Source organism: Empedobacter sp. UBA6745 (genome assembly GCF_002453775.1).
In the GTDB taxonomy this organism is placed as follows: Bacteria; Bacteroidota; Bacteroidia; order Flavobacteriales; family Weeksellaceae; genus Empedobacter; species Empedobacter falsenii_C.
Genome location: NZ_DKHL01000001.1, coordinates 33,610 through 55,839, shown reverse-complemented (window position 1 = coordinate 55,839; position 22,230 = coordinate 33,610). Strand labels below are relative to the sequence as shown.

The following is a 22,230-nucleotide window of genomic DNA, read 5'->3' as shown; positions in this document are numbered from 1 at the left end:
TGCGAGGTTTTTTTATATATGTTGAATAATAATTATTCTTCTGTAGATGGAGTTTCTTCTGTAGCAACTTCTTCAGATACTTCCTCTTTTTTCGCTTTCTTGTCGTTAGCGTAAATTGGGTTATCATAGTTGAAGAAAGAACCTTCTTCTTTAGTAGCATTAGCTGCTTTTTGAGCATCTAATTTAGCTAATTCTGCTCTAGTTTTAGCAGCTTCTTCAGCAGCTTTGATAGATGCAGCATCTGGTACAATTTCAAATCCGAAATCTACTTCAACATCTCTGTGGAAACGAACTTTAGCTTCGTATTTTCCTAAACGTTTAATAGTATTTCCAGGGATTCTAATGTTTTTCTTCTCGATTTCAACACCAGCTTTTACTAAAGCCTCTGCTAAATCTGCATTGTTGATAGATCCAAATAATTTGTCTCCAGAACCAACTTTAGCGTCGATTTTAACAACTAAACCATCTAATTTAGCCGCTTTTTCTTTCGCTGCAGAGATTAATGTAGCTTCTTCTGCTTTACGAGCGTCTAAAACTTCATTTAATTCTTGTACATTTTTTGGAGTTGCAACTGATGCTAATCCACGAGGGATTAAGAAGTTACGTGCGTATCCAGGTTTTACTGAAACAACTTCAAATTCAAAACCTAAACCTTCTACATCTTGTCTTAAAATTACGTTCATGATATTTTAATATTTAGGTTATTATTTTAATTGATCACCAATAAATGGCATTAATGCTAAGTGACGAGCTCTTTTGATCGCTTTAGAAACTTTTCTTTGGTATTTTAAAGATGTTCCTGTGTAACGACGAGGTAAAATTTTACCTTGCTCATTCACGAATTGAATTAAGAAATCAGCGTCTTTATAGTCAACGTATTTGATTCCAAATTTTTTGAAACGACAATATTTTGAGTTTGATTGTGTTTCGATATCTAAAGGAGATAAATAACGGATTTCTGATTCGCTACCTCCAGCTGCTTTTTTTGCTAAATCGTCAATTGCCATAGCTTTGCTTATTTGTTAGAGTTAGACTTTAATTTTGTTCTACGTTTTTCTGCCCAGTCCATACCGTGTTTGTCTAATTTCACAGTTAAGAAACGGATTACACGCTCATCACGTTTGTAAGCAACTTCTAATTGAGAAACTAACTCGTTATTGTCTGATTTAAATTCTACTAAGTGGTAGAATCCATTTCTTTTGTTTTGAATTGGGTAAGCTAATTTTTTTAAGCCCCAGTTCTCTTTTGCTACGATTTCACCACCGTTAGCAGTAACAAAGTCATTGAATTTATTAACTGCTTCCTCTACCTGAGAATCAGATAGAACGGGAGTCAAAATGAAAACAGTTTCGTAATGTGTCATTTTTAACTTCTTTTAAGTTATTATTTATACTAAAATTCGAGGTGCAAATATAAGAATAATTATTTGAATATCGCAAATGAATAATTATTGAATTTTTATAGATAGCTTATTTGTTGAATATTATCGTTTTATCATATTGACGTTAAAAAAATATTGACTTTTTTAAAAAAAAATTTGCAGTTTAAAAAAAGTAGCTTACATTTGTCAACATAAAAGGCTAATGGCTTTTTCATAGGTTTAGGTTGGTTAAGGTTAAAACCCTCGTTTCTGCGAGGGTTTTCCTTTTTTTTCTAAAAACATCTTCTTAAATTTGGTCATAATAATTAATGTAAAATTTTATGACAACAAAATACAATCCTATTCCAAGCGAGTTATTCGTAAAGAACAGAGCGAAATTTGTAAAAGCAATGAAACCTCGTTCTCTTGCTATTTTCAATTCTAACGATATTTATCCAATTTCTTCAGATTCTACGTTACCGTTTGCACAACATCGTGATATTTTTTATTTATCTGGAGTTGATCAAGAAGAATCTATCTTATTAATTTTTCCTGACGCTTACGATCCTAAATATAAGGAAGTATTATTTGTTCGTGAAACAAACGATCATATTGCAGTTTGGGAAGGAGAAAAATTATCAAAAGCTCAAGCAACAGAAGTTTCTGGAATCAAAACTGTACTTTGGTTACAAGATTTACCAAATGTTTTGCGCAAATTGATGGTAGAAGCAGATAATGTTTATGTAAATAAAAATGAGCATTATCGCGTAACAGAAGCACCTCAAGTAGAAACGCGCGAAGATCGTTTTGTAAAACAATTGAAAGTAGATTATCCTGGACATACTTATTTACGTTCAAATCCTATTTTGCAACGTTTACGTTCTGTAAAAGAACCAGAAGAAATTCAATTGATTCAACAAGCGTGTGATATCACAGAAAAAGGTTTTCGTCGTATTTTAAATTTCGTAAAACCTGGAGTTTGGGAATTCGAAATCGAAGCTGAGTTTGTTCACGAATTTCTTCGTAATCGTTCAAAAGGTTTTGCATACACGCCAATTATTGCGTCTGGAAATAATGCAAATGTGTTGCATTATATTCAAAATAATCAAGAATGTAAAGACGGTGATTTGATTTTGTTTGATGTTGCAGCTGAATATGCAAATTATTCATCAGATATGTCACGTACAATTCCAGTTAATGGAAAATATACAAAACGCCAACGCGAAGTTTATGATGCAGTTTTACGTTGTAAAAAAGAAGCGGAAACGATGTTAGTTCCTGGGAATAATTGGTACAAATACCACGAAGAATTAGGAAAAGTTTATACTTCTGAATTGTTAGGTTTAGGTTTGTTGGATAAAGCAGATGTACAAAACGAAGATCCAGCTTGGCCAGCTTACAAAAAATACATGATGCATGGAACGTCTCATCATATGGGATTAGATACACATGATTATGGTTTATTGACTGATGATTTTGTGGCTGGAATGGTTTTCACAAACGAGCCAGGATTCTATATTCCAGCAGAAGGTTTTGGAATTCGTTTGGAAGATGATTATGTAATTCAGAAAGAAGGAAAACCTTTCAACTTGATGCAAAATATTCCGTTAGAAGCAGAAGAAATCGAAGATTTAATGAATAAGTAATTTATTAAATTTTAAATCATAAAAAATCCACTTCAAACGAAGTGGATTTTTTATGATTAATTGTTTGGATAAAACTTCTTAAAATCTACATAATACACACTATCCCAATTTATTTTAGAAAAATCATCCGAAGTATTATTGAATTTTGCATTAGCAACTAAACGTTCTCGAGTAGAAAGTGGACGAAAATTGTATCTATAATTTTTATTGATTAGATATTTTCTAAGTTGATTAAGCGACTTACTTTTTATTGAATCTTTATTAATTGCCAGAATTAAAGCAAAAGGATAAAATCCCTCATTAGAATTTTTAGTTTCTAACTTTTGAATAAAATGTTCAATAGTATCAGATTTAATATTAATCAGATCTTTCTTTTTAACTTTATATAATTCGGTAATTTTCTTGTCTTCAAAATCATTTATTGCACCAGTTCCACACATTTTATCGTAAGGAAATTCATTAAAATAGTAATAGGTTAAAGTGTCATTATAAAATATAAATTGATGTTCTGCAAAAGAAGGTGATACTATGCGGATTAAAGAGTCTGTATTATTTCTGTTCTTTAATTTTTTATTGTACTTATTATATGAAAACGATGAATCTGGATTTATACCCATCGCTAATATTATTTGATTGATAGAATCTTGGTGTAATTTTTCATGTTTTTCTCTTGTTAATTCGCGTTTACAAGATATCAACCCAATTAATAAAAAAAAGTAAAAAATTATTTTCATAGCTATTTAATTTTTTAAAGTTAATAAATTAAATAGCTATTGTTGTAAAAAAATGTTCTGAGAATCATTTCAGAACATTTTTTATATGGATTATCGTAAGATTTTAATCATTTTCTGGCGCATCATGTGATGGAATGTCATCTAAATCTAACATTTCTTTTGCAAGAGCAATCATACGTGGCGTTCCGGTATGTTTATTTTTTTCGTCCGAAAGTTTTACAACACCTGTCCATTTTATATCTATCGAAGAAATTTCGGTCAATTTCATCACGATATTCATAGGTTTTAAATCAGTGTCGTTTGTTAAGTTGGTTCCAATTCCAAATGATAATCCAATTCTTCCTTTGAAAGCTTTTGTAATCATTTCCACTTTTTCTGAATTTAATCCATCCGAGAAAATAATCGTTTTGAATAATGGATTGATGCCCATTTTTTCGTAATGTGCAATTGTTTTTTCTCCAAATTCAATTGGATCTCCAGAATCGTGACGAACGCCATCAAATAATTTAGATAATTTTTTATCAAATTGTCCAAAGAAAACATCCGACGTATACGTATCTGTCAAAGCAATTCCTAAATCACCATAATAAACTTTTACCCAACGATCTAAGCTGATTGAATTCGCGATTTTGAATCCGTAGCGTGCACCATGAAACATAAACCATTCGTGAGCATGCGTTCCAATTGGTTTTACGCCATATTTATGTGCAAAGTGAACATTAGAAGTTCCGACAAAACTTTTTCCTTTATGGTTTGTTAATTCTTTCATCACTACATCATGAACTTCGTAACTGTGACGACGACGAGTACCAAATTCCGCAACTGTAACGCCAAGACGATTGTATAAATCAACTTTATCGCTTGTACGTTTTGTGATTTCTTCGTTCGAAATGCGTTGTGCATTTGTCAATTTATAGAAAATTTCACTAATCAAACACAAGATTGGAACTTCCCACAGAATTGTACGATACCAATATCCTTCTACGTGAACTTCTACATCAGTTCCGTTTTGGGTGATTTTTACTTCATTTGGATCATAGCGATAACCTTGCAAAAAGTCTAAATAAGCAGGACTTAAATAAGGGCAATTCGTTGTGAAAAAGTTTTTTTCGTCTTTGGTTAAAGCAAGAGAAGCCATTGCGTTGATTTCTTTTTGCAATTCATCTGCAAAACCTTCAGGAAATTGGTGTTCACCACGGTTGATGAATTTATAGCGAGCCATTACATCTGGATACAATTTTGTAACGCCAAATTGCATGGTGAATTTATAGAAATCGTTATCTACGATAGATTTTATAATACTCATTTTTTAGGTTTAATTCTAATACATTTTGAAATTTAAAGATAAAAAAAAACCATCAATGTAGATGGTTTTTGTAAGATTATCTTGTTTTGAAGATAATTATTTTGTTGTTCTTTTCTCGATTTTAGGTAATTCGAAATTGAAAATATAACTTATGTCTCTATATGCGCTTAATTGGTCAGAAATTCCTATGCCCGAAGAATATACTTTGTTTCTACCGTAAGCTAAACGAGAAGGTAATATAATTACACCTTGAAAGTTGTATAAATCATTTGTAGAACGGTTTGTTGTTTTGAAATGTTTTAATCCTTCTATAAAATTCTTTAATTCTAAATGTTCTCTTTTTACTCCATTTTTAGCTTCTGTTTCAGTTGGGATAAAATAATAAAAACTAGGATCTTTCACAGCCGATCCATCACCAGAATTTGGCGTTCCTCCTGTAGATATAGATCCATATTTTCTTTTATAATCTGTACTATTAGTCGCTAAAAAAGTTCCAATATTATAAGAAATATAAATAGATGTACTGTCATTAGAAAGAATAGTTTCTCCTGTTCCTTTATGATTTGGGTTTTCGGCATACCATATACCTAAGTTATCTTGTTTTGCTAAAGATTTTAATGTTGGATAAGCATCATCGTCGTTTCCTTTTATAGTATCAAATTTTGTAAGTCTTCCATTCTTTGGATTGAAATAGAAATCTTCCATATATTGTTGAATCGCTTCATCATCTAATGCATTACGTTCTTCAACTGGAATTTTAGTTTCTTTGCTTACACCGTTATCATCATCATTATTACATCCTACTAAAACAGCAGAACATGCAATTAAAGTAACGAAGAATTTCTTTATCATGTTATTTCGATTTATATTGCGAATTTAGAAAAAATATTAGTTTAACCTAACAAATATTCAGTTTTAAATGAGATTAGATAAATTTCTTTGGAGTGTTAGATATTATAAAACGAGATCTTTAGCGGCTGATGCGGTAAAAAAGAATCGTGTAAAAGTGAATGGAGATGTAGCAAAAGCGTCGCGAGATATAATTCCAGGTGATGCGATTGAGGTTAGAAAAGATCAAATTAATTTATCTTTTAAAGTATTACAAGTGCCAAATAATAGAATTGGAGCTAAATTGTTAACCTTGCATATTGTGGATACAACGCCAAAAGAAGAATATGAGGTGTTAGAGCTTCGTAAACTTTCGCAAGATTATTATCGTGAAAGAGGAGAAGGTCGACCAACGAAAAAAGATCGCCGAGATTTGGATGATTATTTAGAAGAAGGTGGAGAAGATGCAGAAGGTATCATTATAAAAGGAGAAGATTTGGATTAATTCCAAATCTTCTCCTTTTTAAGATGTTTCATAATTTCGTCCAAAATCTCTAATGTGCTTTGGTTCGAGATGCTGATTGTATATTTTGCCTTTTCATAATATTGATTGCGTTCAAATAAATGTTTCGCAATAAACTCCATCATTTCTTCATTAGAAAGATGAGCAATTAAAGGTCGAGTTTCTTTTTTATTTTCCAATCGTTTCACCAATTGCGGTAATTGTACACGCATGAAAAATGAAATTGAATTGTTGGCAATCTCATTCATATTATCGTAATAAACAGGAGTTCCACCGCCTAAAGAAAGCACAATGTTTGTTGAAGTCAGAACTTCTTTTAAGGCTTCTCTTTCTTTTTTACGAAAACCTAATTCGCCTTCTTTTTCAAAAATCTCACTAATTTTTGTTTGATATTTATTTTCGATAAAATCATCAAGATCGATAAATTCGAAACCCAATGCTTTGGCTAAATCTTTTCCGGTAGTCGATTTTCCGCTACCCATATATCCTACTAAAGAAATAATCATGATTAGTCTACTGGTAAGTCTTCTGAATAAAAAATAGTTAATCTCGCATATCCATCAAACGTATCAATTTGATATGAATACGTATTCTCCAAACGTCTTGCATCATAACGTTCAACATTATAAGTTACTTGATAATCTTCGTTAGTAACGATTGAATTTGAATGATGGTATTTAGATTTTGGCGCATCTTTTTTGATTTCTGCTCTATATTGATTCAAGAATTTAATAGGAAAAGAATATGTTAATTTATAAACAATCACTTGCGAAACCTGTATTGCTGTTATTTTATTCAAAAACATCGTTCCTTGATTATTGTTTTTAATCTTCAAAGAATCTAAACGATCTGAATTTTGAATGTATAAATTTTTTCCAAGTTTAGAAACCTTGAAACAACGATCATTCAATTTTTGATGAATAATCTGTGGTTGATCTTTTATTAATTCCTTTAATTCTTTCAATGCAAAATTAGACAAATGTGCATCTTTTGTTTCCTGATTACAATTGTTTGCATATTCAGAATCGGGTACGTCTGCCTCTGGGTTGTCAGATTTTTTACACGACACTATCGAAAACAAAGCAATAATAATATATAGTATATTCTTCTTCATTCTAAAATTTCAATCTTTAAATAGCGTTCCGAAAATAATTTCGGTTCACATAGATTTAGATTTGCTGGATGACAAATATAGTATATAAATCATTTATCAAATATATAAAATGATGTTTCTATGGCTTATTTTTTCAGTTTTCTTATCCGAAATTCTATCTTTCAAAAAAAAACTAAAAATTTATCTAAATTTAAGTTCTTAAAACCGAAATGATTAATTAATAAATTGTAAAAAACTTCACAAAACGTTTGTTAAATTAGTATTAAACGCCCTATATTTGCACTCGATTTAAGAAACCGACCTGGTAGCTCAGTTGGTAGAGCACAACACTTTTAATGTTGGGGTCCTGGGTTCGAGCCCCAGCCAGGTCACTAACTTCTAGTTATTGAGAAGTCTAAAAACAGTAACAACTCCAAAACGGAGACCTGGTAGCTCAGTTGGTAGAGCACAACACTTTTAATGTTGGGGTCCTGGGTTCGAGCCCCAGCCAGGTCACAAACTTCATGTTATTAAGAAGTATAAAAACTATAACACTCCAAATACGGAGACCTGGTAGCTCAGTTGGTAGAGCACAACACTTTTAATGTTGGGGTCCTGGGTTCGAGCCCCAGCCAGGTCACAAAGCCAAACAGAAATGTTTGGCTTTTTTTATTTACACTACTTTCTTTTAATCTAATTTCCTTTTGAGTATTTCAGCATGAATTCTGATCGATAGGTCTCTCCTATTGGAATTTCAAACTCGTTCATATAAATGGTATGATTATCAAATGAATTAATATGTTTTGAATTTATGATATATGATTTACTAACGCGTATAAAAAATTCTGAATCTATTTTCTGGTGAATCGTTTTTAAATTCATTGCTGTAATTAACTTCTGTGTCGTTGTATAAAGCACTACATAATCTTTCAAACCTTCTATGAACAAGATTTCAGAAAAACTTATTTTATATTGTTTTCTATCGGCTTTTATAAATAAAAAATTATCATCATTCTCTTCAACAGTATTTTCTTCAACCTTTTTATTAGAAAGGAAATTATAAAAAAACGTTGCCTTATTTATCGCTTTTTCTAAACGCTTTTTATCAATTGGCTTTAACAAATAATCGATAGCATCTAATTCATAACTATCTATTGCGTATCTTGAATAAGCAGTTGTAAAAATTATTAAAGTATTTTTAGGTACACTTTGCGCAAACTCTATCCCATTAATTAATGGCATTTCTATGTCAAGAAATATAACATCTGGTTGTATTGTACTTAAAAACTTTAAAGCTAAAGCTGCATTCGGAAACTTACCTAGAATTTCTAATTCAGAAACTTCGTTTATTAATAACTCCATTTCTTCTCTTGCCAAAGGCTCATCATCAATTATAATACAATTCATATTGGAATTATTAAGTTAACAACATATTCATCTTTTGTAGATTCTATATTTAAAGTATACATTTTTCCGTACAAAAGTTCTAATCTTCTTGTAATATTTGGAAGCCCTAAACCTTTAAATTTATTATTAGGAATGATGTAATTAGGATCTAAAGAATTTAAACAAACAAAGTGTAAATGATTATCAATAATCGAAACTTTTACCTTTATATAAATTGCTTCTCCATTTAAATTAACACTATGCTTTATAGCATTTTCTACAAATGTTGTAAATAAATTGGGCGGGATGTATGTAGAATTCAATTCACTTTTATTCGCTTCTGTCTCTATAACTACATTTAAATTTTCTTGACGAATTTTCTCTAAATCTAAAAAATTAGCTAAAAATTTCAACTCCGAAGAAACAGGTGTTTTTTCTTCATTATTTTCATATAATTGATATCTTAAAAAATCTGAAAGTTTCATAATAACGTCTGTCGCTACTTCAGGATCTTTTCTAATTAATGCTTTTACATTATTCAACATATTGAATAAAAAATGTGGGTTGATTTGATTTTTTAATTCATTTATCTCCATTGAAAATGTCAAATTTTTCAGTTCAGATATTTGTCTATTATCTTCAATCCATTTCTGAAAAAGTTTTAAGGTAGTTGTCATCATAATAATTGGCACAACAACTATAAGCCCTTCATAACTTCTCCTTATGTTTTCACCAAAATGTCTAGGATTAGCTATTCTATATTTTTCAAAAAACACATCTAATGATTGACCAATAATATTTATCCCCACATAAACTAAAATTGTTAATAACAATAGATATAAAATATAGTAACCTTTAAAAAAAAACTTTGGAACCAATATATAAATATTGATGTATGTTTTTAATACAAATACTACAAATAGTAAAAGAATAACATAATATCTATATACACCATAATAATTAGATGCAAACGTAGAACTATATATCACTAATAAAAATCCAACTATAAAAAGTAAATGACGAGAAAATCTAAACTTTTTATCTACTAGAAAATTTATGATTTTTTGATTTTTTGATTGAGGTAACAATGAATTCATTTTTATAAAAATCTTATCTATAACAAAGGTAATTGATTAATCTATTCCATTATTAAAGTTTATACGAACCAACGTTTTTATTATACTTCTTCTTTTTTTTTCTGGTTGGTATAAAAAAATCTAGTGTTGGTATAAAAAACGATCAAAACTATTTTTTTATACTTTTCTTAGCTATTCAATTTACAAAACATGAAATACTATGAGTGTGAAAAATTTTAATTTTTGGGTAAATAAGTTAAATCTTCTAAATTTTTCTGCAACAGAAAAAGAAGATAAAATTATTCAAATAACAGATTTAAATCGTTTTATACAATGCTACGATCCGACATTAGAAATTGTAGATTGTATACATCATGATTTTTGTATTATTGAGAAGAATGAACATATTAAAGAAGTAAAGTTAATGGATATTTCTAATCTTAAAAATAACGAAACAATTTCTATAAATAGAAACAAAGAATCTTGGTTTGTTCTTGTAAATGACAAATTAGACACAACCTTAAAATCAATTTTAAAAACAATAGAAGAACACAATATCAGTAAGATTTATGATAAGGTATTTGTCTTCAATTTTTTCCAATCGAGTATTCACGAAATCAAATAAAAATTAATGCATTCAATACAACAAAAAGCAATTACAAGCTTATTGCTTTTACTTTCAACTTTGTCATTCGCTCAAAAAAAAGATAGTATTCAAAAAAGAGCTGTCGTTTTTGTTGCAGATAAATTCCCCTCTACCCGTGTTCTTAATGTAGAATATACAAATCTTACACCTTATAAATTTTCTCAAAAGTTAGAAGATAGCAACTTTAATTTACCCGAAAGTAAAGTGAAAAACTTTCAACAAATAAAGGCAAATGCGAATTTATATTTTTTCAAAAAAGAAAAATGGACGATATCTACAGCACTTAATTATAAGTACACGACAGCAAATATAGATAACCTTAGTTCTACTATGAATGAAACGAAACAAAACTTTCATTATCATTCGGAAGCTGTAACTGCAAGTCATATTTCTAAACTATGGAAAAAAACAGCAATTTATTCAGCTACTCTATCAGTTGATGGTAACGAAAATAGTTTTGAAAGATTCCGTGGTTTACTAACAGGTAGTATAATGATTACAGCAAACGAAAGAACCAAATTACTTTTAGGTTTAGCTGTAATTATAGACCCTAGTTCGCAAGTACCTACATTCCCCATTATTTCTTATGAGCATAAATTTAAAAATGGTTGGATAGCCGATATCATACTTCCAAAAAGAGTAATGATGAAAAAAAATGTATTTAATAATGGTCGATTTTCTCTTGGTAGTGAAATGGATGTTACATCATTCTATTTTAACCAATCGAATAAAACATTTGAATTTAGACAAACAGAAATTAATAGTGGTGTAATGTATGAACATAGAATTGGTGATTTTATTGGTACTGTAAAAACAGGACTACGTAGCATTCCTACTGGAAGAATCTTTGAAAAAAATGAATCTTTTAATGACTATATATACGAGTATAAACCAAAATCATCTTTCTATTTCAACTTTGGTATATCATACAACCCATTTGGTAATAAAAAACGATAAATAACATACGTTTGTTGCGATTTCATTAAATTAAATAAAATCTATAGTAATTAAAAATAATTTATCGTAAATTCGCACCCATAAATTTCAAGGATGCAAAACATTAGAAATATTGCGATTATCGCACACGTTGACCACGGTAAAACTACTTTGGTTGATAAAATTCTTCACTCAACAAACGTTTTCAGAGAAAACCAAGATTCAGGTGAATTAATCATGGATAACAATGATATCGAACGCGAAAGAGGGATTACGATCTTCTCTAAAAATGCTTCGGTAGAGTATAAAGGTGTAAAAATCAATGTTATCGACACTCCTGGCCACGCCGATTTTGGTGGTGAAGTTGAGCGTGTGTTGAAAATGGCTGATGGTGTTATCTTATTAGTAGATGCTTTTGAGGGACCAATGCCTCAAACTCGTTTCGTATTAGGAAAAGCATTAGAATTAGGTTTAAAACCTTTAGTAGTAATTAACAAAGTTGATAAAGAAAACTGTCGTCCTGACGAAGTTTACGATAAAGTATTCGAATTATTCTTCAACTTAGATGCTACTGAAGATCAATTAGACTTCCCTGCATTCTACGGATCATCTAAACAAGGATGGTTTAATACAGAGAACGTTCGTACAGAAGATATCTTACCTTTAATGGATGGTATTTTAGAGCACGTTCCTGCTCCAGAAGCTAAAGAAGGTGACTTACAAATGCAAATTACATCTTTAGATTATTCTAAATTCTTAGGACGTATTGCTGTTGGTAAAGTAACTCGTGGAGAAGTAAAAGAAGGTGACTGGATTGCTTTAACAAAGCCAGACGGTTCTTTCAAAAAACACAAAGTAAAAGAATTATATACTTTTACAGGTTTAGGAAAAGTAAGAGCTACAGAAGTAAAAGCTGGTGATATTTGTGCTGTTGTTGGTATTGACGGTTTCCAAATTGGAGATACTATCGCAGATCCTGAAAATCCAGAAGCTTTACCTGTAATGCATATCGACGAACCTACTATGAACATGTCTTTCGGAATTAACAACTCTCCATTCTTTGGTAAAGATGGTAAATTTGTTACTTCTCGTCACTTAGTAGATCGTTTAACAGACGAGTTAGAGCGTAACTTAGCTTTACGTGTTGAACCAACTGAAGATTCTAATACACAATTAGTTTACGGACGTGGTATCATGCACTTATCTGTATTAATTGAAACAATGCGTCGTGAAGGATATGAGTTAACTGTTGGGCAACCACAAGTTATTTTCAAAGAAATTGACGGTGTAAAATGTGAGCCATACGAAACATTAGTAATTGATGTTCCTGATGATTACTCTTCTAAAGCTATTGACTTAGTTACACAACGTAAAGGAGATTTATTAGTTATGGAAGCTAAGGAAGGTATGCAACACTTAGAGTTTGAAATTCCATCTCGTGGATTAATTGGTTTACGTTCTTTAATGTTAACTTCTACTGCAGGTGAGGCTGTAATGGCACACAACTTCTTAGAGTACAAACCTTTTAAAGGTGCTATTGCTGGACGTTCTGCTGGTGTAATTATCTCTAAAGATCAAGGTACATCTACTCCTTACTCTATTGATAAATTACAAGATCGTGGAAAATTCTTTGTTGCTCCAGGAGAAGAAGTTTACGAAGGAATGATTATTGGAGAGCACTCTCGTAATAATGATTTAGTTGTAAACGTAGTTGAGGCTAAAAAATTAAACAATATCCGTGCAGCTGGTAAAGATGATTCATCTTCTATTGCTCCAAAAATAGAAATGACTTTAGAAGAATGTATGGAATACATCCAAGGTGATGAATGTATCGAGGTAACTCCAAATTTCATCCGTTTACGTAAAATTCACTTAAAAGAAGTAGATCGTAAACGCTTCGAAAAATCAATGAGCTAATCATTTGAAATTATATATCACAATAAAACCAGAAGTTAATCTTCTGGTTTTTTGTTTTAAATAGATTCGATTTTATTTTTAAGCGCTTCAATTGCGAAATTTAATTCATCTTTAGAAGCGTTATATTCTACTATTTCACCTTTAATTTTGAATCTTGAAACATTAAAACCTTCTTCAATATCATTGTACCAAATCAAATAATTTTCGTATACAGCAACTACCCAAAAATTATCCTCAATAACATCATCACATTTCCATATTTCAGGAGAAATTTTAATTTGATTCCAAAATAATAAAGTTTTGTCCTCCATATTTTGTTCAGAAAAATAAATTTCGAGCATCAAATCCTTTTTAGGAAAATTTATCCAATTATTCATTAATAAGTACTTTTTAATAAAATCCAATCTTCAAATTTTTGAGTTTGAGTTGAATTTGGTTCAGTCCATTCGATAATATACCAATAACTATCGGAAGGTAGCGCTTTTCCATTCAGTTTTCCATCCCATGTATAATTGTTTGCTTCCGAACCAGTAAATAATAATTTTCCTTTTCGATTATAAATGATAAATTTCGGATTGATTTTACTTTTTAATTGCGAATAATCCAACACATCATTTTTACCATCACCATTTGGAGAAATAAAATTGATTAGTTTAATCAGCGAAAATTCTTTCGAAATAGGCGAACAATTAGCTGCAGATTTCACAGAAATTGTATGAGTTCCTAAAGTTACGTTTGTGAAGATATTGGAAGATTGAAAAGTGCCGTTATCCAATGAATACAGATATGGAAGCGTAGATCCAGTGACTTTTATGGTCACCGTAGAACCTTGAATTTCGATAGATTGAATAGTTGGATCTTCGGCTTCAATAACTTTTACTTCTTGGGTATAAAAACAACCATTTAATCCTAATTTTACATAATAAGTTCCAACAGAAACATTTGTAATAGATTGATTTTTATTACCATTATGCAACCATTCGTAAGTGTCAAATCCTGTACTTGCATCCAAAGTAGTCGTTGTTCCTTTGCAAATTGTAACATCTTTTAAGGTTGATGATTTTCCAGATTGTTTGAAAATAAAATGAATTGGAGCAACATTTTCGCATAAACCATTTTGTTTAAATCTTACCCAAAATGTTTGATCTGAATTTATTATTTGTGTCGCGCTGATTGCATTTCGACTATTTTTTGCATCAGCTTCGCTTAAATAATAAGTTGGAGATCCGTATATATTCGTAATCAAGTCATCAATATAATAGGATAAAACAATTTCTTCATCGTTACTTAAATCCTCGTCACAAATTTCTATTGGAGGAATTATGTTTGCAATACTTAGATTATTTAATGTAAAAGTAATTTTTTTTATAACTGGATCACAAGTCCCGATTTGAACACGAATCCAAACTTCTTTAGATGTCTGAATTCCATTTAGTTCAAAATTCGTTATTCCTGCAGAAATATTATCTTTAGCATCTTGTTCGGTATCAAAATATTTCACTTGATGAGCAGAATAATAATCTTCTACAATTCGATCAGTATATTCGTCTAAATTTATTTGTGTTTTTCCATCTAAATCATCATCACAAATAGAAAAACGATCTTGATAAATTTGCGGTTCTTCTTGTACAGAAACATTAATATGACCTTTCAAAGAACAACCAGTATTCAATGTGATTTCTACTTCGTAATAACCTGTTTCATTTACCACTAATGTTGCATTTGTTTCACCACTAATTTCCACACCATCTTTGTACCATTTATAAGCTGTAGCATTTGTAGTTGTCGCATCTATTGTTTCAGATTTTCCAGGACATAATACAACATCAGAACCTAAACTTTTTGATCCTATAAAACTTCCAGCTTTCAAGAAAACAGCAGAATCATAAAGGCCATAACTATCTCCATGGTCAGCAATTACCAATTTTATGTGGTATTTTACGCCTGCTACAATTTGTGCATTTGCTTTCAAAACTTTTGTTTGTCCATTGAAATTTGTTGGACTATTCCTAGAATTAAACCCTCCAAAATATTCTTGGAAACTTTTACATCTATCTGCTCCATTAATTGTTTTAGTTGTTACAGGAATAGTTGTATTTGGAATTAATGCAATGTTTTGATAAGGTTCAGAATTATCTGCTTTTTTGATTAAGAAGGCAAAAGCATCAGAATAATCACAATTATCAATTCGATATTCTTCTGAAAGAAACATGTACTCGAAACTAATTTGATCTGTTGTAAGGTTTGATACAAAATCAAATTCGAGAGATGTAGCATTTAAAATTTTGTCATGAGGTAAATTAGATTGTATCAAAATATCAATTAAGTCTTGATCTCCTCCCCAATTAATTCCATAAAAACTTTGTAAAGTAGCATTTGGACCTTCAGCAGCTTTTGCTTTTCCAGTAGATAAAATAATTCCTTCGGAAAGATCAAAATTACTAGTTCCTTTTGTAAAATAACCATAGCTTATTTCATCATAAGATCTATTGTATCCAGAAATATTAATATTAGAAATAGTAATACAACCTGTGTTTGTTCCAATAAATTTATCAATTAATTCTTCTTTCGATAAAGATGTATCTACCAGAATATATTGACCAAATAAAAAACTATTTAGTGTAAAAGTAAAAAAGAGTAGGAGAATTATTTTTGAATAAAAGTGTTTCATAAAAAATAATTTAGATAAAAAAACTGCTAAATAACTTTAAAATATAAAGTTTATTTAACAGTTTTAGGAATTTTATTTATCGAAAAATAGTCTTAGCCTATTTTTCCTAAATTTTCTGCAATAGTTTCAATGAAAGATGTCAATGGTTTTTTTGCCATCATTTCGATCATCATATTGAAATTTCCATCAAAATCTAATGTAACATCAGACGAATTTTCATCAACTGCATCAATAGAAATTGTCAAAGTATATTCAAAAGCAGGTGCAGGAGATTCGAAAACAATTTTCGATGGCTCAACTGTCTCTTTCAAACGCATTCCAACCTTTGGTAAAGCGCCAACACCAACTGTAAAACCTTTTCCAGATTCGTGAATTTCAAACGATTTTGTGTCCTCTGGCATCAATTGCTCATAATTCTTCATATCCAACAAAAAAGTGTATGCTTCTTGTTGATTTTTTGCAAAACGGACTTTATTTGTATTTACCTTCATATCCTTGTGAGTTTTTTATAAATTTGTAACAAATCGTTCAAATGTACAAAGTTTTTTTTAATGAAAGTTTGTTAACTTTCAGCAACCAACCTAATCCAGAAGCAAAAAATATTTTGTTTCAAAATGAAGCTCAATTTGATGAATCTTTTCATTTATTATCATCAAAAACGGCAACTTTAGTCAATATTTTTAGTGAAGATATTGATGATGTTTGGACGAAATTCTTAAAATATTACAAGCATATACAAGCAGCGGGTGGAATTGTTCGTAATCCGCAAGACGATTATTTGTTCATTTTCAGACTTGGGAAATGGGATTTGCCAAAAGGTAAAATGGAGAAAGGGGAATCGAGAGAAGAATCTGCAATTCGCGAAATTGAAGAAGAATGTAGTTTGACAAATTTAGAGTTGAAACGATTTTTGATGCCTACTTTTCACATTTATTTTTTGAGAGAATATATTATCAAAGAAACATTTTGGTTCGAAGTTTTTTATGACGGTGTTGAATTGCCTTTGCCACAAACTGAGGAAGGAATTGAATCGGTTGAATGGAAAAAAGAGAATGAAATTCCTGAGTTATTAGAAAATTCTTATCCAAATATTAAATTATTGATGGATAATTATTTAAATTTGAACTAAATAAAATTAATATGAAAAAATATATATTAACTTTTTGTGCCTTAACATCTTTTGCTTTGACAACTAATGCTCAAACGAAAAAAGATACCAAGGTTAAAACTGAAAAAGCTTCTAAATCTCAATCAAAAATTTTAGATAACGGAACGGCAAAAATAGACGATTTATATGCGTATCAAGTGTATGGAGAATCGTTTGATATCAAAAATACATTAACAAAAAACGAACTTGGAAAGTTATACGATAACATGAAAAGTGGTGATTCTTTGGAAAATGTTCAGTTTGTTTCGACGATAGAATCTGTTTGCAAAAAGAAAGGTTGTTGGATAAAAGTTGATCTTGGAAAAGGCGAAGAACAGTCGTTTGTGCGTTTCAAAGATTATGGTTTTTTTATGCCTTTAGATGGTGAAAAAGCGAATGTTGTCGTGCACGGAAAAGCTTTTGTTAGTGAAATTTCTGTTGAGAAATTGCGCCATTATGCAGAAGATGCAGGACAATCGAAAGAAGAAATTGCGAAAATTACAAAACCTCAGTTGCAATATAATTTTGAGGCTGATGGAGTTTATTTAAAAGAAAACTAAGATTTTTAACTCAATAATTAATCAAAACCTTTCTATTTTTGGAAAGGTTTTTTTATGAAATCAATTCTATAAAATATGACAAACTTATTTCAAGCCAATCCAAATCAGTATTTTTCTTTGATAGGAAAATCGGTGAATGACGAATTATTTCAATCATTTCAAACTGAATTTGAATCTGATATTTCAGAGCAAAATATTCCTCAAGGAAAAATTGTATTGTACAAAGAAAAAGGTATTTCGGTGAAAATTGTTGATGAAATGATTGTTTCGATTAAGTTTTATCTTTCTCCAAATCCAATTTGTAAGGTTTATGAAGGTCAAAATATTTTTGATTTGAATCGAAATATTGATGAAACTCAAGTTCGTAAAAGTAATGATTATCAAAGAATTATTAATAATGATCCAAATCGTTTAGCAAATGATTATAGTCGTTTAAATTGTTTATTCTCTTTTGATTCGATGACAGGAGAATTCTTAACGATTGAAATATTAAACAAATTATAAGATGTTTTTCTGCTGAAAAATTTCATATATTTATCTTAAATAATAGACCTTAAATGAAAAAATATTTAAGCTTGTTCTTAATGTTATTAACGTTTGCAGTTTTTGCACAATTGAGAGCGAATAATACGGAGTCTTATTACTCGATGAAAGGAACTTTTAATTCGGATAAAAAAGAGATTATAAAGAAAACAATCGAGAAAGAATTTGGTGAAGGAATTTTGGAAGAATCTGGTTATATCTGGACTGGACGAGGAAGTTTTGAAATTATTTTGAATGATAATTCACTTAAAATGGAGATTCAAAAAAGTACAGATAATCAAGAAATTGTAGATAAAATTAAAAATCTTGGAGATAAAATTCTTGCGACAAAAAATATAAATAAATTTAATACTTAAAAACGAGCTACAATTATTTTGTAGCTCGTTTTGTGTTAACGCTTCGTTAACCGTTCATTAACCAATGCAAATTAATCTTTTTCAGAATTTTATAAAAAAATAAAAATATGAAAAAGACATTATTTATCGCAATAACTTTAATAGCTTTTGCTTGTAACGGACAAACAGCTAAATCACAATCAGTTAGCAAAAATTCAAGTTCAACAACTCATTCTAATGTTTCAGTTAGTGTGAGTGATAGCAACGAAGTATATTCATACTCAGCAATTTTTGATAAACCAAAGTCGGCAAATGCAATCAAAGAAATCGGAAAAGTATTTGGAAAACCAGTGACTGAAGGAAAAAATTACGTTTGGAGAGAAGGAGATTCCTTAGAAATAAAAGCAAGAGAAGGAAAAATTACAATTGAATTTGAAAAAGGTTCAACAAAATTATATGAAAAAGTAAAAGAATTAGGCGAATCTATTTCTGCTGTTGTAGGAGAAAAATAATCATTCTAAAACATATAAAACGGAAGTCAAATTTGGCTTCCGTTTTTAATTATTTTAATTCCCTATACTTAAAATCTTTTCCAAAAAAGTAATTCCATATTAAACTAATAAGAATGAAATTTGCTATTCCACGAATTGTTATAAATATCCCGAAATTACCAAAACGTTTGTATTTAATATGTGATAATTCTTCTTGATGATTAACTATATATTCGTACAAATAATAATCAAAAACTAACATTAAAAGGCTAAAAAGAACTAAAATGACATAATGAAAGAGCATAATGTCTTTAATTTTTTTTAGATTTTTATAGAATAATACAGCTCCAATAAAAGAAAAAAATACGCTTGAATGAAAAACAATTTCAGTTTTAGTATGAAGTTTTGGAACTTCATTATTCTCCTCAATGTCTTCAACTAAATTTGGTTCGAAAGAATTTTTCTTTTTTTCTTTTTCATGATAAATAATTTTAGATGAAATTAAATTTTTAATTCGAGTTGTTTCAATTTCAGAAAACTGAACATTTCGTTCATTTTTTAAAATTTCGAAAGCTATTTTTATTGCTTCAGGAACAAATCTAGAATCATCTTTGATATAAGAATTTAATTCATTTGTAGACAGCTTCTGAAGAACGCTTCTTTTAACTTGCATTAATTTAATCCTTATAAATCAAATATTTTGTTCTTATTTTCTTGAAAGCTTCCAAATCTTTTTGCCAAGTTGCTTTTATTTCTGCTTCTGATAAACCAGCTTCTATTTGTTTGCGCAATTCATCAGTTCCAGAAAGTTGATCAATCCACAATTTTTTACCATTCATCGCCCAAAAAGGTTGCTTCGTATTATTTTTATATGCATTGATTAACCATTTCAAATTGATGGCAGATTGATACGGAACATCCGATAAATCCTCTCCGTAACAAACTTCATCTTTGAATTTTGGACTTGTTGCACCAGGTTTTGAAGTTGGCGTATATTGAAAAGACATATTTTTTAGGAATGGTGAACCATAAACCTGAAACTGAATATCTGTTCCACGACCTTCGTTAACGTTTGTCCCTTCAAACAAACATGTACTTGGATATAAATTAATCGCGTGAGCATTTGGTAAATTAGGCGATGGTTTCACAGGTAAATTGTACTTGGACTGATGGGTATAATTGATAAGCGGAATAATTTCCAAGTCTGCTTTTATACTATTTGCTAACCAACCTTCACCGTTGATCATTTGCGCATATTCGCCAATCGTCATTCCATAAACAATCGGAACATTGTGCATTCCAACAAATGATTTATACTCGTTTTTCATCACAGGTCCGTCCACATAATGTCCGTTAGGATTTGGTCTGTCCAACACAATTACTTTCTTGCCATTTTCAGCCGCAGCTTCCAAAACATAATGCAAAGTAGAAATGTATGTGTAAAAACGTGCGCCAACATCTTGCATATCAAAAATCAAAACATCTACATCAGAAATCTGATTTGCTTTTGGTTTTTTATTATCACCATAAAGCGAAATAATTGGTAAGTTAGTTTTTGTATCAACACCAGATTTTACTTTTGTACCAGCATCAGCATCTCCTCGAAAACCGTGTTCTGGCGAATAAAGTTTAACCACATTGATTTTATGTTTTAGTAACAAATCAACTGTATGCATCGTTGTTCCATTAATGGTTGCAATTCCTGTTTGATTCGAGATTAATCCAACTTTTTTACCTTTTAATTTCGAAAGATAGTTAGCTGTATTTTCTGCTCCAACAAGAATAGTTGAATGATTATCTATTGTTTTTGATGTATTATTTTGAGCTAAAATTGGAGTAGAAAAGCCGAAAAAAATAACTGAACTAAGTAAACCAATTGATGTATATTTGACAAAGTTTTTCATTTCGTTTTGAATCATTTGAATTTAGGCGAATTTAAAGCCTAAAGTTAGTTTTAATCTTATAAAAAATATATAATTTGAGTTTTTCTTGGTGGTTTTCAAAAAAAATTGCGCTTGGTAAAAATACTAAAAATAACTTATCGAGTATTATTATTCGAGTAGGTCAAATTGCGGTAGCATTAGGGTTGATTGTTTCTTTGGTAACGATTTCGACTGGTGTTGGTGCAAGAAAGGCAATCAAAGAAAAGTTGGCCGATTTTAATGGTCATATTACGATTAGAAACTACAATAGTAATACGTCATTAAATTCTGATTCATTATCACTTCATCAAGCTTTTTATCCAAAGTTTAAATCGATTCCAGAAATAGAACATGTACAAGCAATTGCCAATAAAAGTGGTGTTATCCGAACGGATGAAAACTTTAGTGGGGTTGTGTTCAAAGGAGTTGGAACAGATTATGATTCGGTTCGTTTCGATAAATTTTTGGTAAAAGGACATTTTCCGCGAATCAATAAAGATTCGATAATGGATGAGGTTTTATTATCGAAAAAGATTGCGGATGAAATGAAATTGGATGTTGACAGTTCGTTTGTGATGTATTTTATTCAAGAAGATACAAAGCCTATTTATCGTCGATTTACCATTTCTGGATTATTCAAAACAGATATCAAAAACTTTGACGATCAAATTATGTTTGGTGATATCAAGCATGTGCAACGCCTTAATCGTTGGGATTCGACAACTGTTGGTGGTTTCGAACTATTTGTAAATGATGTCGAAAATATTGATCCAGTTGCAAAGCGTGTGCAAGAAAATATTCCATATAATTTGTATGCAGAATCAGCAACAGCATCTTTTGCTCAGATTAATGATTGGATTTCGATTTTCGACAAAAATATTGTCATTATTCTTTTTATCATGCTTTTTGTGGTGGTGATTAATATGGTGATGGTTTTATTGATATTAATTTTAGAACGAACACATTCAATCGGAATTTTAAAAGCATTTGGTGCGACAAATTGGCGAATCCGAAAATTATTCATCAATTACGCATTATTTATCATGTTACCAGGATTAATTGCTGGAAATGTAATTGGACTTGGATTATTATTCATTCAGAAATATTTCG

At 30.1% G+C, this 22,230-nt stretch carries 25 protein-coding genes, 3 tRNA genes and 1 pseudogene; 14 read left to right on the top strand and 15 right to left on the bottom strand.

Features of this window, described 5'->3' with window-relative positions; all coding sequences use genetic code 11:
* Positions 1 to 185 precede the first annotated feature (185 nt).
* From rplI to rpsF, 3 genes and pseudogenes are all read right to left on the bottom strand, one after another.
* Positions 186 to 683: pseudogene (rplI, locus tag B4H69_RS00335) on the bottom strand (50S ribosomal protein L9); the annotation flags it as partial.
* A gap of 21 nt (positions 684 to 704) precedes the next feature.
* Positions 705 to 1,007: a 30S ribosomal protein S18 gene (gene rpsR / locus B4H69_RS00330; RefSeq protein ID WP_019976570.1), complete on the bottom strand. Its 303-nt coding sequence runs from the start codon at positions 1,005 to 1,007 to the stop codon at positions 705 to 707.
* Between the two features lie 8 nt (positions 1,008 to 1,015).
* A complete protein-coding gene (rpsF, locus tag B4H69_RS00325; protein WP_038334492.1) occupies positions 1,016 to 1,363 on the bottom strand; it encodes a 30S ribosomal protein S6 in 348 nt (115 codons plus the stop codon).
* Positions 1,364 to 1,701: 338 nt separating this feature from the next.
* On the opposite strand from rpsF, the gene B4H69_RS00320 reads away from it, so the two are divergent.
* Positions 1,702 to 3,006: an aminopeptidase P family protein gene (locus B4H69_RS00320; protein WP_180904959.1), complete on the top strand. Its 1,305-nt coding sequence runs from the start codon at positions 1,702 to 1,704 to the stop codon at positions 3,004 to 3,006.
* A 56-nt stretch (positions 3,007 to 3,062) separates the two neighbouring features.
* Here the strand turns inward: B4H69_RS00320 and B4H69_RS00315 are convergent, their stop codons facing one another.
* The 3 genes from B4H69_RS00315 to B4H69_RS00305 all read right to left on the bottom strand — a co-directional run bounded on the left by B4H69_RS00315 (position 3,063) and on the right by B4H69_RS00305 (position 5,898).
* Complete coding sequence (locus B4H69_RS00315; protein WP_125348780.1) at positions 3,063 to 3,740, bottom strand: hypothetical protein; 678 nt, start codon at positions 3,738 to 3,740, stop codon at positions 3,063 to 3,065.
* Between the two features lie 103 nt (positions 3,741 to 3,843).
* Positions 3,844 to 5,046: a nicotinate phosphoribosyltransferase gene (pncB, locus tag B4H69_RS00310; protein WP_291092296.1), complete on the bottom strand. Its 1,203-nt coding sequence runs from the start codon at positions 5,044 to 5,046 to the stop codon at positions 3,844 to 3,846.
* A 96-nt stretch (positions 5,047 to 5,142) separates the two neighbouring features.
* The gene (locus B4H69_RS00305) at positions 5,143 to 5,898 is read right to left on the bottom strand and encodes a hypothetical protein (protein WP_291092294.1); all 756 of its coding nucleotides are present in this window, start codon (positions 5,896 to 5,898) and stop codon (positions 5,143 to 5,145) included.
* Between the two features lie 67 nt (positions 5,899 to 5,965).
* Here B4H69_RS00305 and B4H69_RS00300 point away from each other — a divergent pair, with 67 nt between their 5' ends.
* A complete protein-coding gene (locus tag B4H69_RS00300; RefSeq protein ID WP_115001391.1) occupies positions 5,966 to 6,379 on the top strand; it encodes an RNA-binding S4 domain-containing protein in 414 nt (137 codons plus the stop codon).
* Here B4H69_RS00300 and B4H69_RS00295 read toward each other — a convergent pair.
* Both B4H69_RS00295 and B4H69_RS00290 read right to left on the bottom strand, forming a co-directional pair.
* Positions 6,376 to 6,903: a shikimate kinase gene (locus B4H69_RS00295; protein WP_180904953.1), complete on the bottom strand. Its 528-nt coding sequence runs from the start codon at positions 6,901 to 6,903 to the stop codon at positions 6,376 to 6,378. The genes B4H69_RS00300 and B4H69_RS00295 overlap by 4 nt on opposite strands.
* Positions 6,904 to 6,905: 2 nt before the next feature.
* Positions 6,906 to 7,511: a hypothetical protein gene (locus B4H69_RS00290; RefSeq protein WP_180904952.1), complete on the bottom strand. Its 606-nt coding sequence runs from the start codon at positions 7,509 to 7,511 to the stop codon at positions 6,906 to 6,908.
* Between the two features lie 298 nt (positions 7,512 to 7,809).
* Between B4H69_RS00290 and B4H69_RS00285 the strand changes: the two genes are divergently transcribed.
* The 3 genes from B4H69_RS00285 to B4H69_RS00275 all read left to right on the top strand — a co-directional run bounded on the left by B4H69_RS00285 (position 7,810) and on the right by B4H69_RS00275 (position 8,130).
* Positions 7,810 to 7,882, top strand: a tRNA-Lys gene (locus B4H69_RS00285).
* 51 nt (positions 7,883 to 7,933) lie between these two features.
* Positions 7,934 to 8,006, top strand: a tRNA-Lys gene (locus B4H69_RS00280).
* Between the two features lie 51 nt (positions 8,007 to 8,057).
* A tRNA-Lys gene (locus B4H69_RS00275) sits at positions 8,058 to 8,130 on the top strand.
* Between the two features lie 53 nt (positions 8,131 to 8,183).
* On the opposite strand, the gene B4H69_RS00270 is transcribed toward B4H69_RS00275, so the two are convergent.
* Together B4H69_RS00270 and B4H69_RS00265 are read right to left on the bottom strand one after the other, a co-directional pair.
* Positions 8,184 to 8,897 (bottom strand): LytR/AlgR family response regulator transcription factor, encoded by a 714-nt coding sequence (locus tag B4H69_RS00270; protein WP_180904951.1) that lies wholly within the window; start codon positions 8,895 to 8,897, stop codon positions 8,184 to 8,186.
* The gene (locus B4H69_RS00265; RefSeq protein WP_180904950.1) at positions 8,894 to 9,973 is read right to left on the bottom strand and encodes a sensor histidine kinase; all 1,080 of its coding nucleotides are present in this window, start codon (positions 9,971 to 9,973) and stop codon (positions 8,894 to 8,896) included. The genes B4H69_RS00270 and B4H69_RS00265 overlap by 4 nt, the downstream gene beginning before the upstream one ends.
* A gap of 199 nt (positions 9,974 to 10,172) precedes the next feature.
* Between B4H69_RS00265 and B4H69_RS00260 the strand changes: the two genes are divergently transcribed.
* From B4H69_RS00260 to typA, 3 genes are all read left to right on the top strand, one after another.
* Positions 10,173 to 10,577 carry a hypothetical protein gene (locus tag B4H69_RS00260; protein WP_038334505.1) on the top strand — a complete coding sequence of 135 codons (405 nt, stop codon included), beginning with the start codon at positions 10,173 to 10,175 and terminating at the stop codon, positions 10,575 to 10,577.
* A gap of 6 nt (positions 10,578 to 10,583) precedes the next feature.
* On the top strand, positions 10,584 to 11,555 hold the full coding sequence (locus B4H69_RS00255; RefSeq protein ID WP_038334506.1) for a hypothetical protein: 972 nt from the start codon (positions 10,584 to 10,586) through the stop codon (positions 11,553 to 11,555).
* Positions 11,556 to 11,648: 93 nt separating this feature from the next.
* Complete coding sequence (typA, locus tag B4H69_RS00250; RefSeq protein WP_180904949.1) at positions 11,649 to 13,451, top strand: translational GTPase TypA; 1,803 nt, start codon at positions 11,649 to 11,651, stop codon at positions 13,449 to 13,451.
* A 56-nt stretch (positions 13,452 to 13,507) separates the two neighbouring features.
* On the opposite strand, the gene B4H69_RS00245 is transcribed toward typA, so the two are convergent.
* The 3 genes from B4H69_RS00245 to B4H69_RS00235 all read right to left on the bottom strand — a co-directional run bounded on the left by B4H69_RS00245 (position 13,508) and on the right by B4H69_RS00235 (position 16,613).
* Positions 13,508 to 13,828, bottom strand: coding sequence for a hypothetical protein (locus B4H69_RS00245; protein ID WP_180904948.1), 321 nt, complete (start codon positions 13,826 to 13,828; stop codon positions 13,508 to 13,510).
* The gene (locus tag B4H69_RS00240) at positions 13,828 to 16,122 is read right to left on the bottom strand and encodes a choice-of-anchor L domain-containing protein (RefSeq protein WP_291092291.1); all 2,295 of its coding nucleotides are present in this window, start codon (positions 16,120 to 16,122) and stop codon (positions 13,828 to 13,830) included. The genes B4H69_RS00245 and B4H69_RS00240 overlap by 1 nt, the downstream gene beginning before the upstream one ends.
* 92 nt (positions 16,123 to 16,214) lie before the next feature.
* Complete coding sequence (locus tag B4H69_RS00235; protein ID WP_038334509.1) at positions 16,215 to 16,613, bottom strand: hypothetical protein; 399 nt, start codon at positions 16,611 to 16,613, stop codon at positions 16,215 to 16,217.
* 41 nt (positions 16,614 to 16,654) lie between these two features.
* Here B4H69_RS00235 and B4H69_RS00230 point away from each other — a divergent pair, with 41 nt between their 5' ends.
* From B4H69_RS00230 to B4H69_RS00210, 5 genes are all read left to right on the top strand, one after another.
* Positions 16,655 to 17,251: an NUDIX hydrolase gene (locus tag B4H69_RS00230; protein ID WP_115001370.1), complete on the top strand. Its 597-nt coding sequence runs from the start codon at positions 16,655 to 16,657 to the stop codon at positions 17,249 to 17,251.
* A gap of 11 nt (positions 17,252 to 17,262) precedes the next feature.
* Positions 17,263 to 17,829 carry a DUF4920 domain-containing protein gene (locus tag B4H69_RS00225; protein WP_115001368.1) on the top strand — a complete coding sequence of 189 codons (567 nt, stop codon included), beginning with the start codon at positions 17,263 to 17,265 and terminating at the stop codon, positions 17,827 to 17,829.
* Positions 17,830 to 17,904: 75 nt separating this feature from the next.
* Complete coding sequence (locus B4H69_RS00220; RefSeq protein WP_038334512.1) at positions 17,905 to 18,333, top strand: hypothetical protein; 429 nt, start codon at positions 17,905 to 17,907, stop codon at positions 18,331 to 18,333.
* Positions 18,334 to 18,386: 53 nt separating this feature from the next.
* The gene (locus B4H69_RS00215; RefSeq protein WP_115001366.1) at positions 18,387 to 18,728 is read left to right on the top strand and encodes a hypothetical protein; all 342 of its coding nucleotides are present in this window, start codon (positions 18,387 to 18,389) and stop codon (positions 18,726 to 18,728) included.
* A 107-nt stretch (positions 18,729 to 18,835) separates the two neighbouring features.
* A complete protein-coding gene (locus B4H69_RS00210) occupies positions 18,836 to 19,219 on the top strand; it encodes a hypothetical protein (RefSeq protein ID WP_115001364.1) in 384 nt (127 codons plus the stop codon).
* Between the two features lie 49 nt (positions 19,220 to 19,268).
* On the opposite strand, the gene B4H69_RS00205 is transcribed toward B4H69_RS00210, so the two are convergent.
* On the bottom strand, positions 19,269 to 19,871 hold the full coding sequence (locus B4H69_RS00205; RefSeq protein WP_180904946.1) for a hypothetical protein: 603 nt from the start codon (positions 19,869 to 19,871) through the stop codon (positions 19,269 to 19,271).
* A gap of 4 nt (positions 19,872 to 19,875) precedes the next feature.
* Positions 19,876 to 21,102 (bottom strand): exo-beta-N-acetylmuramidase NamZ family protein, encoded by a 1,227-nt coding sequence (locus tag B4H69_RS00200; protein ID WP_244957957.1) that lies wholly within the window; start codon positions 21,100 to 21,102, stop codon positions 19,876 to 19,878.
* A gap of 74 nt (positions 21,103 to 21,176) precedes the next feature.
* Between B4H69_RS00200 and B4H69_RS00195 the strand changes: the two genes are divergently transcribed.
* A partial coding sequence (locus tag B4H69_RS00195) for an ABC transporter permease (protein WP_291092287.1) occupies positions 21,177 to 22,230 on the top strand: 1,054 nt, incomplete at its 3' end.

What these genes read in the sequence shown, in the direction of transcription:
- rpsR (WP_019976570.1), bottom strand. Translation starts at nt 1,007, where the DNA reads ATGGCAATTGACGATTTAGCAAAAAAAGCAGCTGGAGGTAGCGAATCA.
- rpsF (WP_038334492.1), bottom strand. Translation starts at nt 1,363, where the DNA reads ATGACACATTACGAAACTGTTTTCATTTTGACTCCCGTTCTATCTGAT.
- B4H69_RS00320 (WP_180904959.1), top strand. Translation starts at nt 1,702, where the DNA reads ATGACAACAAAATACAATCCTATTCCAAGCGAGTTATTCGTAAAGAAC.
- B4H69_RS00315 (WP_125348780.1), bottom strand. Translation starts at nt 3,740, where the DNA reads ATGAAAATAATTTTTTACTTTTTTTTATTAATTGGGTTGATATCTTGT.
- pncB (WP_291092296.1), bottom strand. Translation starts at nt 5,046, where the DNA reads ATGAGTATTATAAAATCTATCGTAGATAACGATTTCTATAAATTCACC.
- B4H69_RS00305 (WP_291092294.1), bottom strand. Translation starts at nt 5,898, where the DNA reads ATGATAAAGAAATTCTTCGTTACTTTAATTGCATGTTCTGCTGTTTTA.
- B4H69_RS00300 (WP_115001391.1), top strand. Translation starts at nt 5,966, where the DNA reads ATGAGATTAGATAAATTTCTTTGGAGTGTTAGATATTATAAAACGAGA.
- B4H69_RS00295 (WP_180904953.1), bottom strand. Translation starts at nt 6,903, where the DNA reads ATGATTATTTCTTTAGTAGGATATATGGGTAGCGGAAAATCGACTACC.
- B4H69_RS00290 (WP_180904952.1), bottom strand. Translation starts at nt 7,511, where the DNA reads ATGAAGAAGAATATACTATATATTATTATTGCTTTGTTTTCGATAGTG.
- B4H69_RS00270 (WP_180904951.1), bottom strand. Translation starts at nt 8,897, where the DNA reads ATGAATTGTATTATAATTGATGATGAGCCTTTGGCAAGAGAAGAAATG.
- B4H69_RS00265 (WP_180904950.1), bottom strand. Translation starts at nt 9,973, where the DNA reads ATGAATTCATTGTTACCTCAATCAAAAAATCAAAAAATCATAAATTTT.
- B4H69_RS00260 (WP_038334505.1), top strand. Translation starts at nt 10,173, where the DNA reads ATGAGTGTGAAAAATTTTAATTTTTGGGTAAATAAGTTAAATCTTCTA.
- B4H69_RS00255 (WP_038334506.1), top strand. Translation starts at nt 10,584, where the DNA reads ATGCATTCAATACAACAAAAAGCAATTACAAGCTTATTGCTTTTACTT.
- typA (WP_180904949.1), top strand. Translation starts at nt 11,649, where the DNA reads ATGCAAAACATTAGAAATATTGCGATTATCGCACACGTTGACCACGGT.
- B4H69_RS00245 (WP_180904948.1), bottom strand. Translation starts at nt 13,828, where the DNA reads ATGAATAATTGGATAAATTTTCCTAAAAAGGATTTGATGCTCGAAATT.
- B4H69_RS00240 (WP_291092291.1), bottom strand. Translation starts at nt 16,122, where the DNA reads ATGAAACACTTTTATTCAAAAATAATTCTCCTACTCTTTTTTACTTTT.
- B4H69_RS00235 (WP_038334509.1), bottom strand. Translation starts at nt 16,613, where the DNA reads ATGAAGGTAAATACAAATAAAGTCCGTTTTGCAAAAAATCAACAAGAA.
- B4H69_RS00230 (WP_115001370.1), top strand. Translation starts at nt 16,655, where the DNA reads ATGTACAAAGTTTTTTTTAATGAAAGTTTGTTAACTTTCAGCAACCAA.
- B4H69_RS00225 (WP_115001368.1), top strand. Translation starts at nt 17,263, where the DNA reads ATGAAAAAATATATATTAACTTTTTGTGCCTTAACATCTTTTGCTTTG.
- B4H69_RS00220 (WP_038334512.1), top strand. Translation starts at nt 17,905, where the DNA reads ATGACAAACTTATTTCAAGCCAATCCAAATCAGTATTTTTCTTTGATA.
- B4H69_RS00215 (WP_115001366.1), top strand. Translation starts at nt 18,387, where the DNA reads ATGAAAAAATATTTAAGCTTGTTCTTAATGTTATTAACGTTTGCAGTT.
- B4H69_RS00210 (WP_115001364.1), top strand. Translation starts at nt 18,836, where the DNA reads ATGAAAAAGACATTATTTATCGCAATAACTTTAATAGCTTTTGCTTGT.
- B4H69_RS00205 (WP_180904946.1), bottom strand. Translation starts at nt 19,871, where the DNA reads ATGCAAGTTAAAAGAAGCGTTCTTCAGAAGCTGTCTACAAATGAATTA.
- B4H69_RS00200 (WP_244957957.1), bottom strand. Translation starts at nt 21,102, where the DNA reads ATGAAAAACTTTGTCAAATATACATCAATTGGTTTACTTAGTTCAGTT.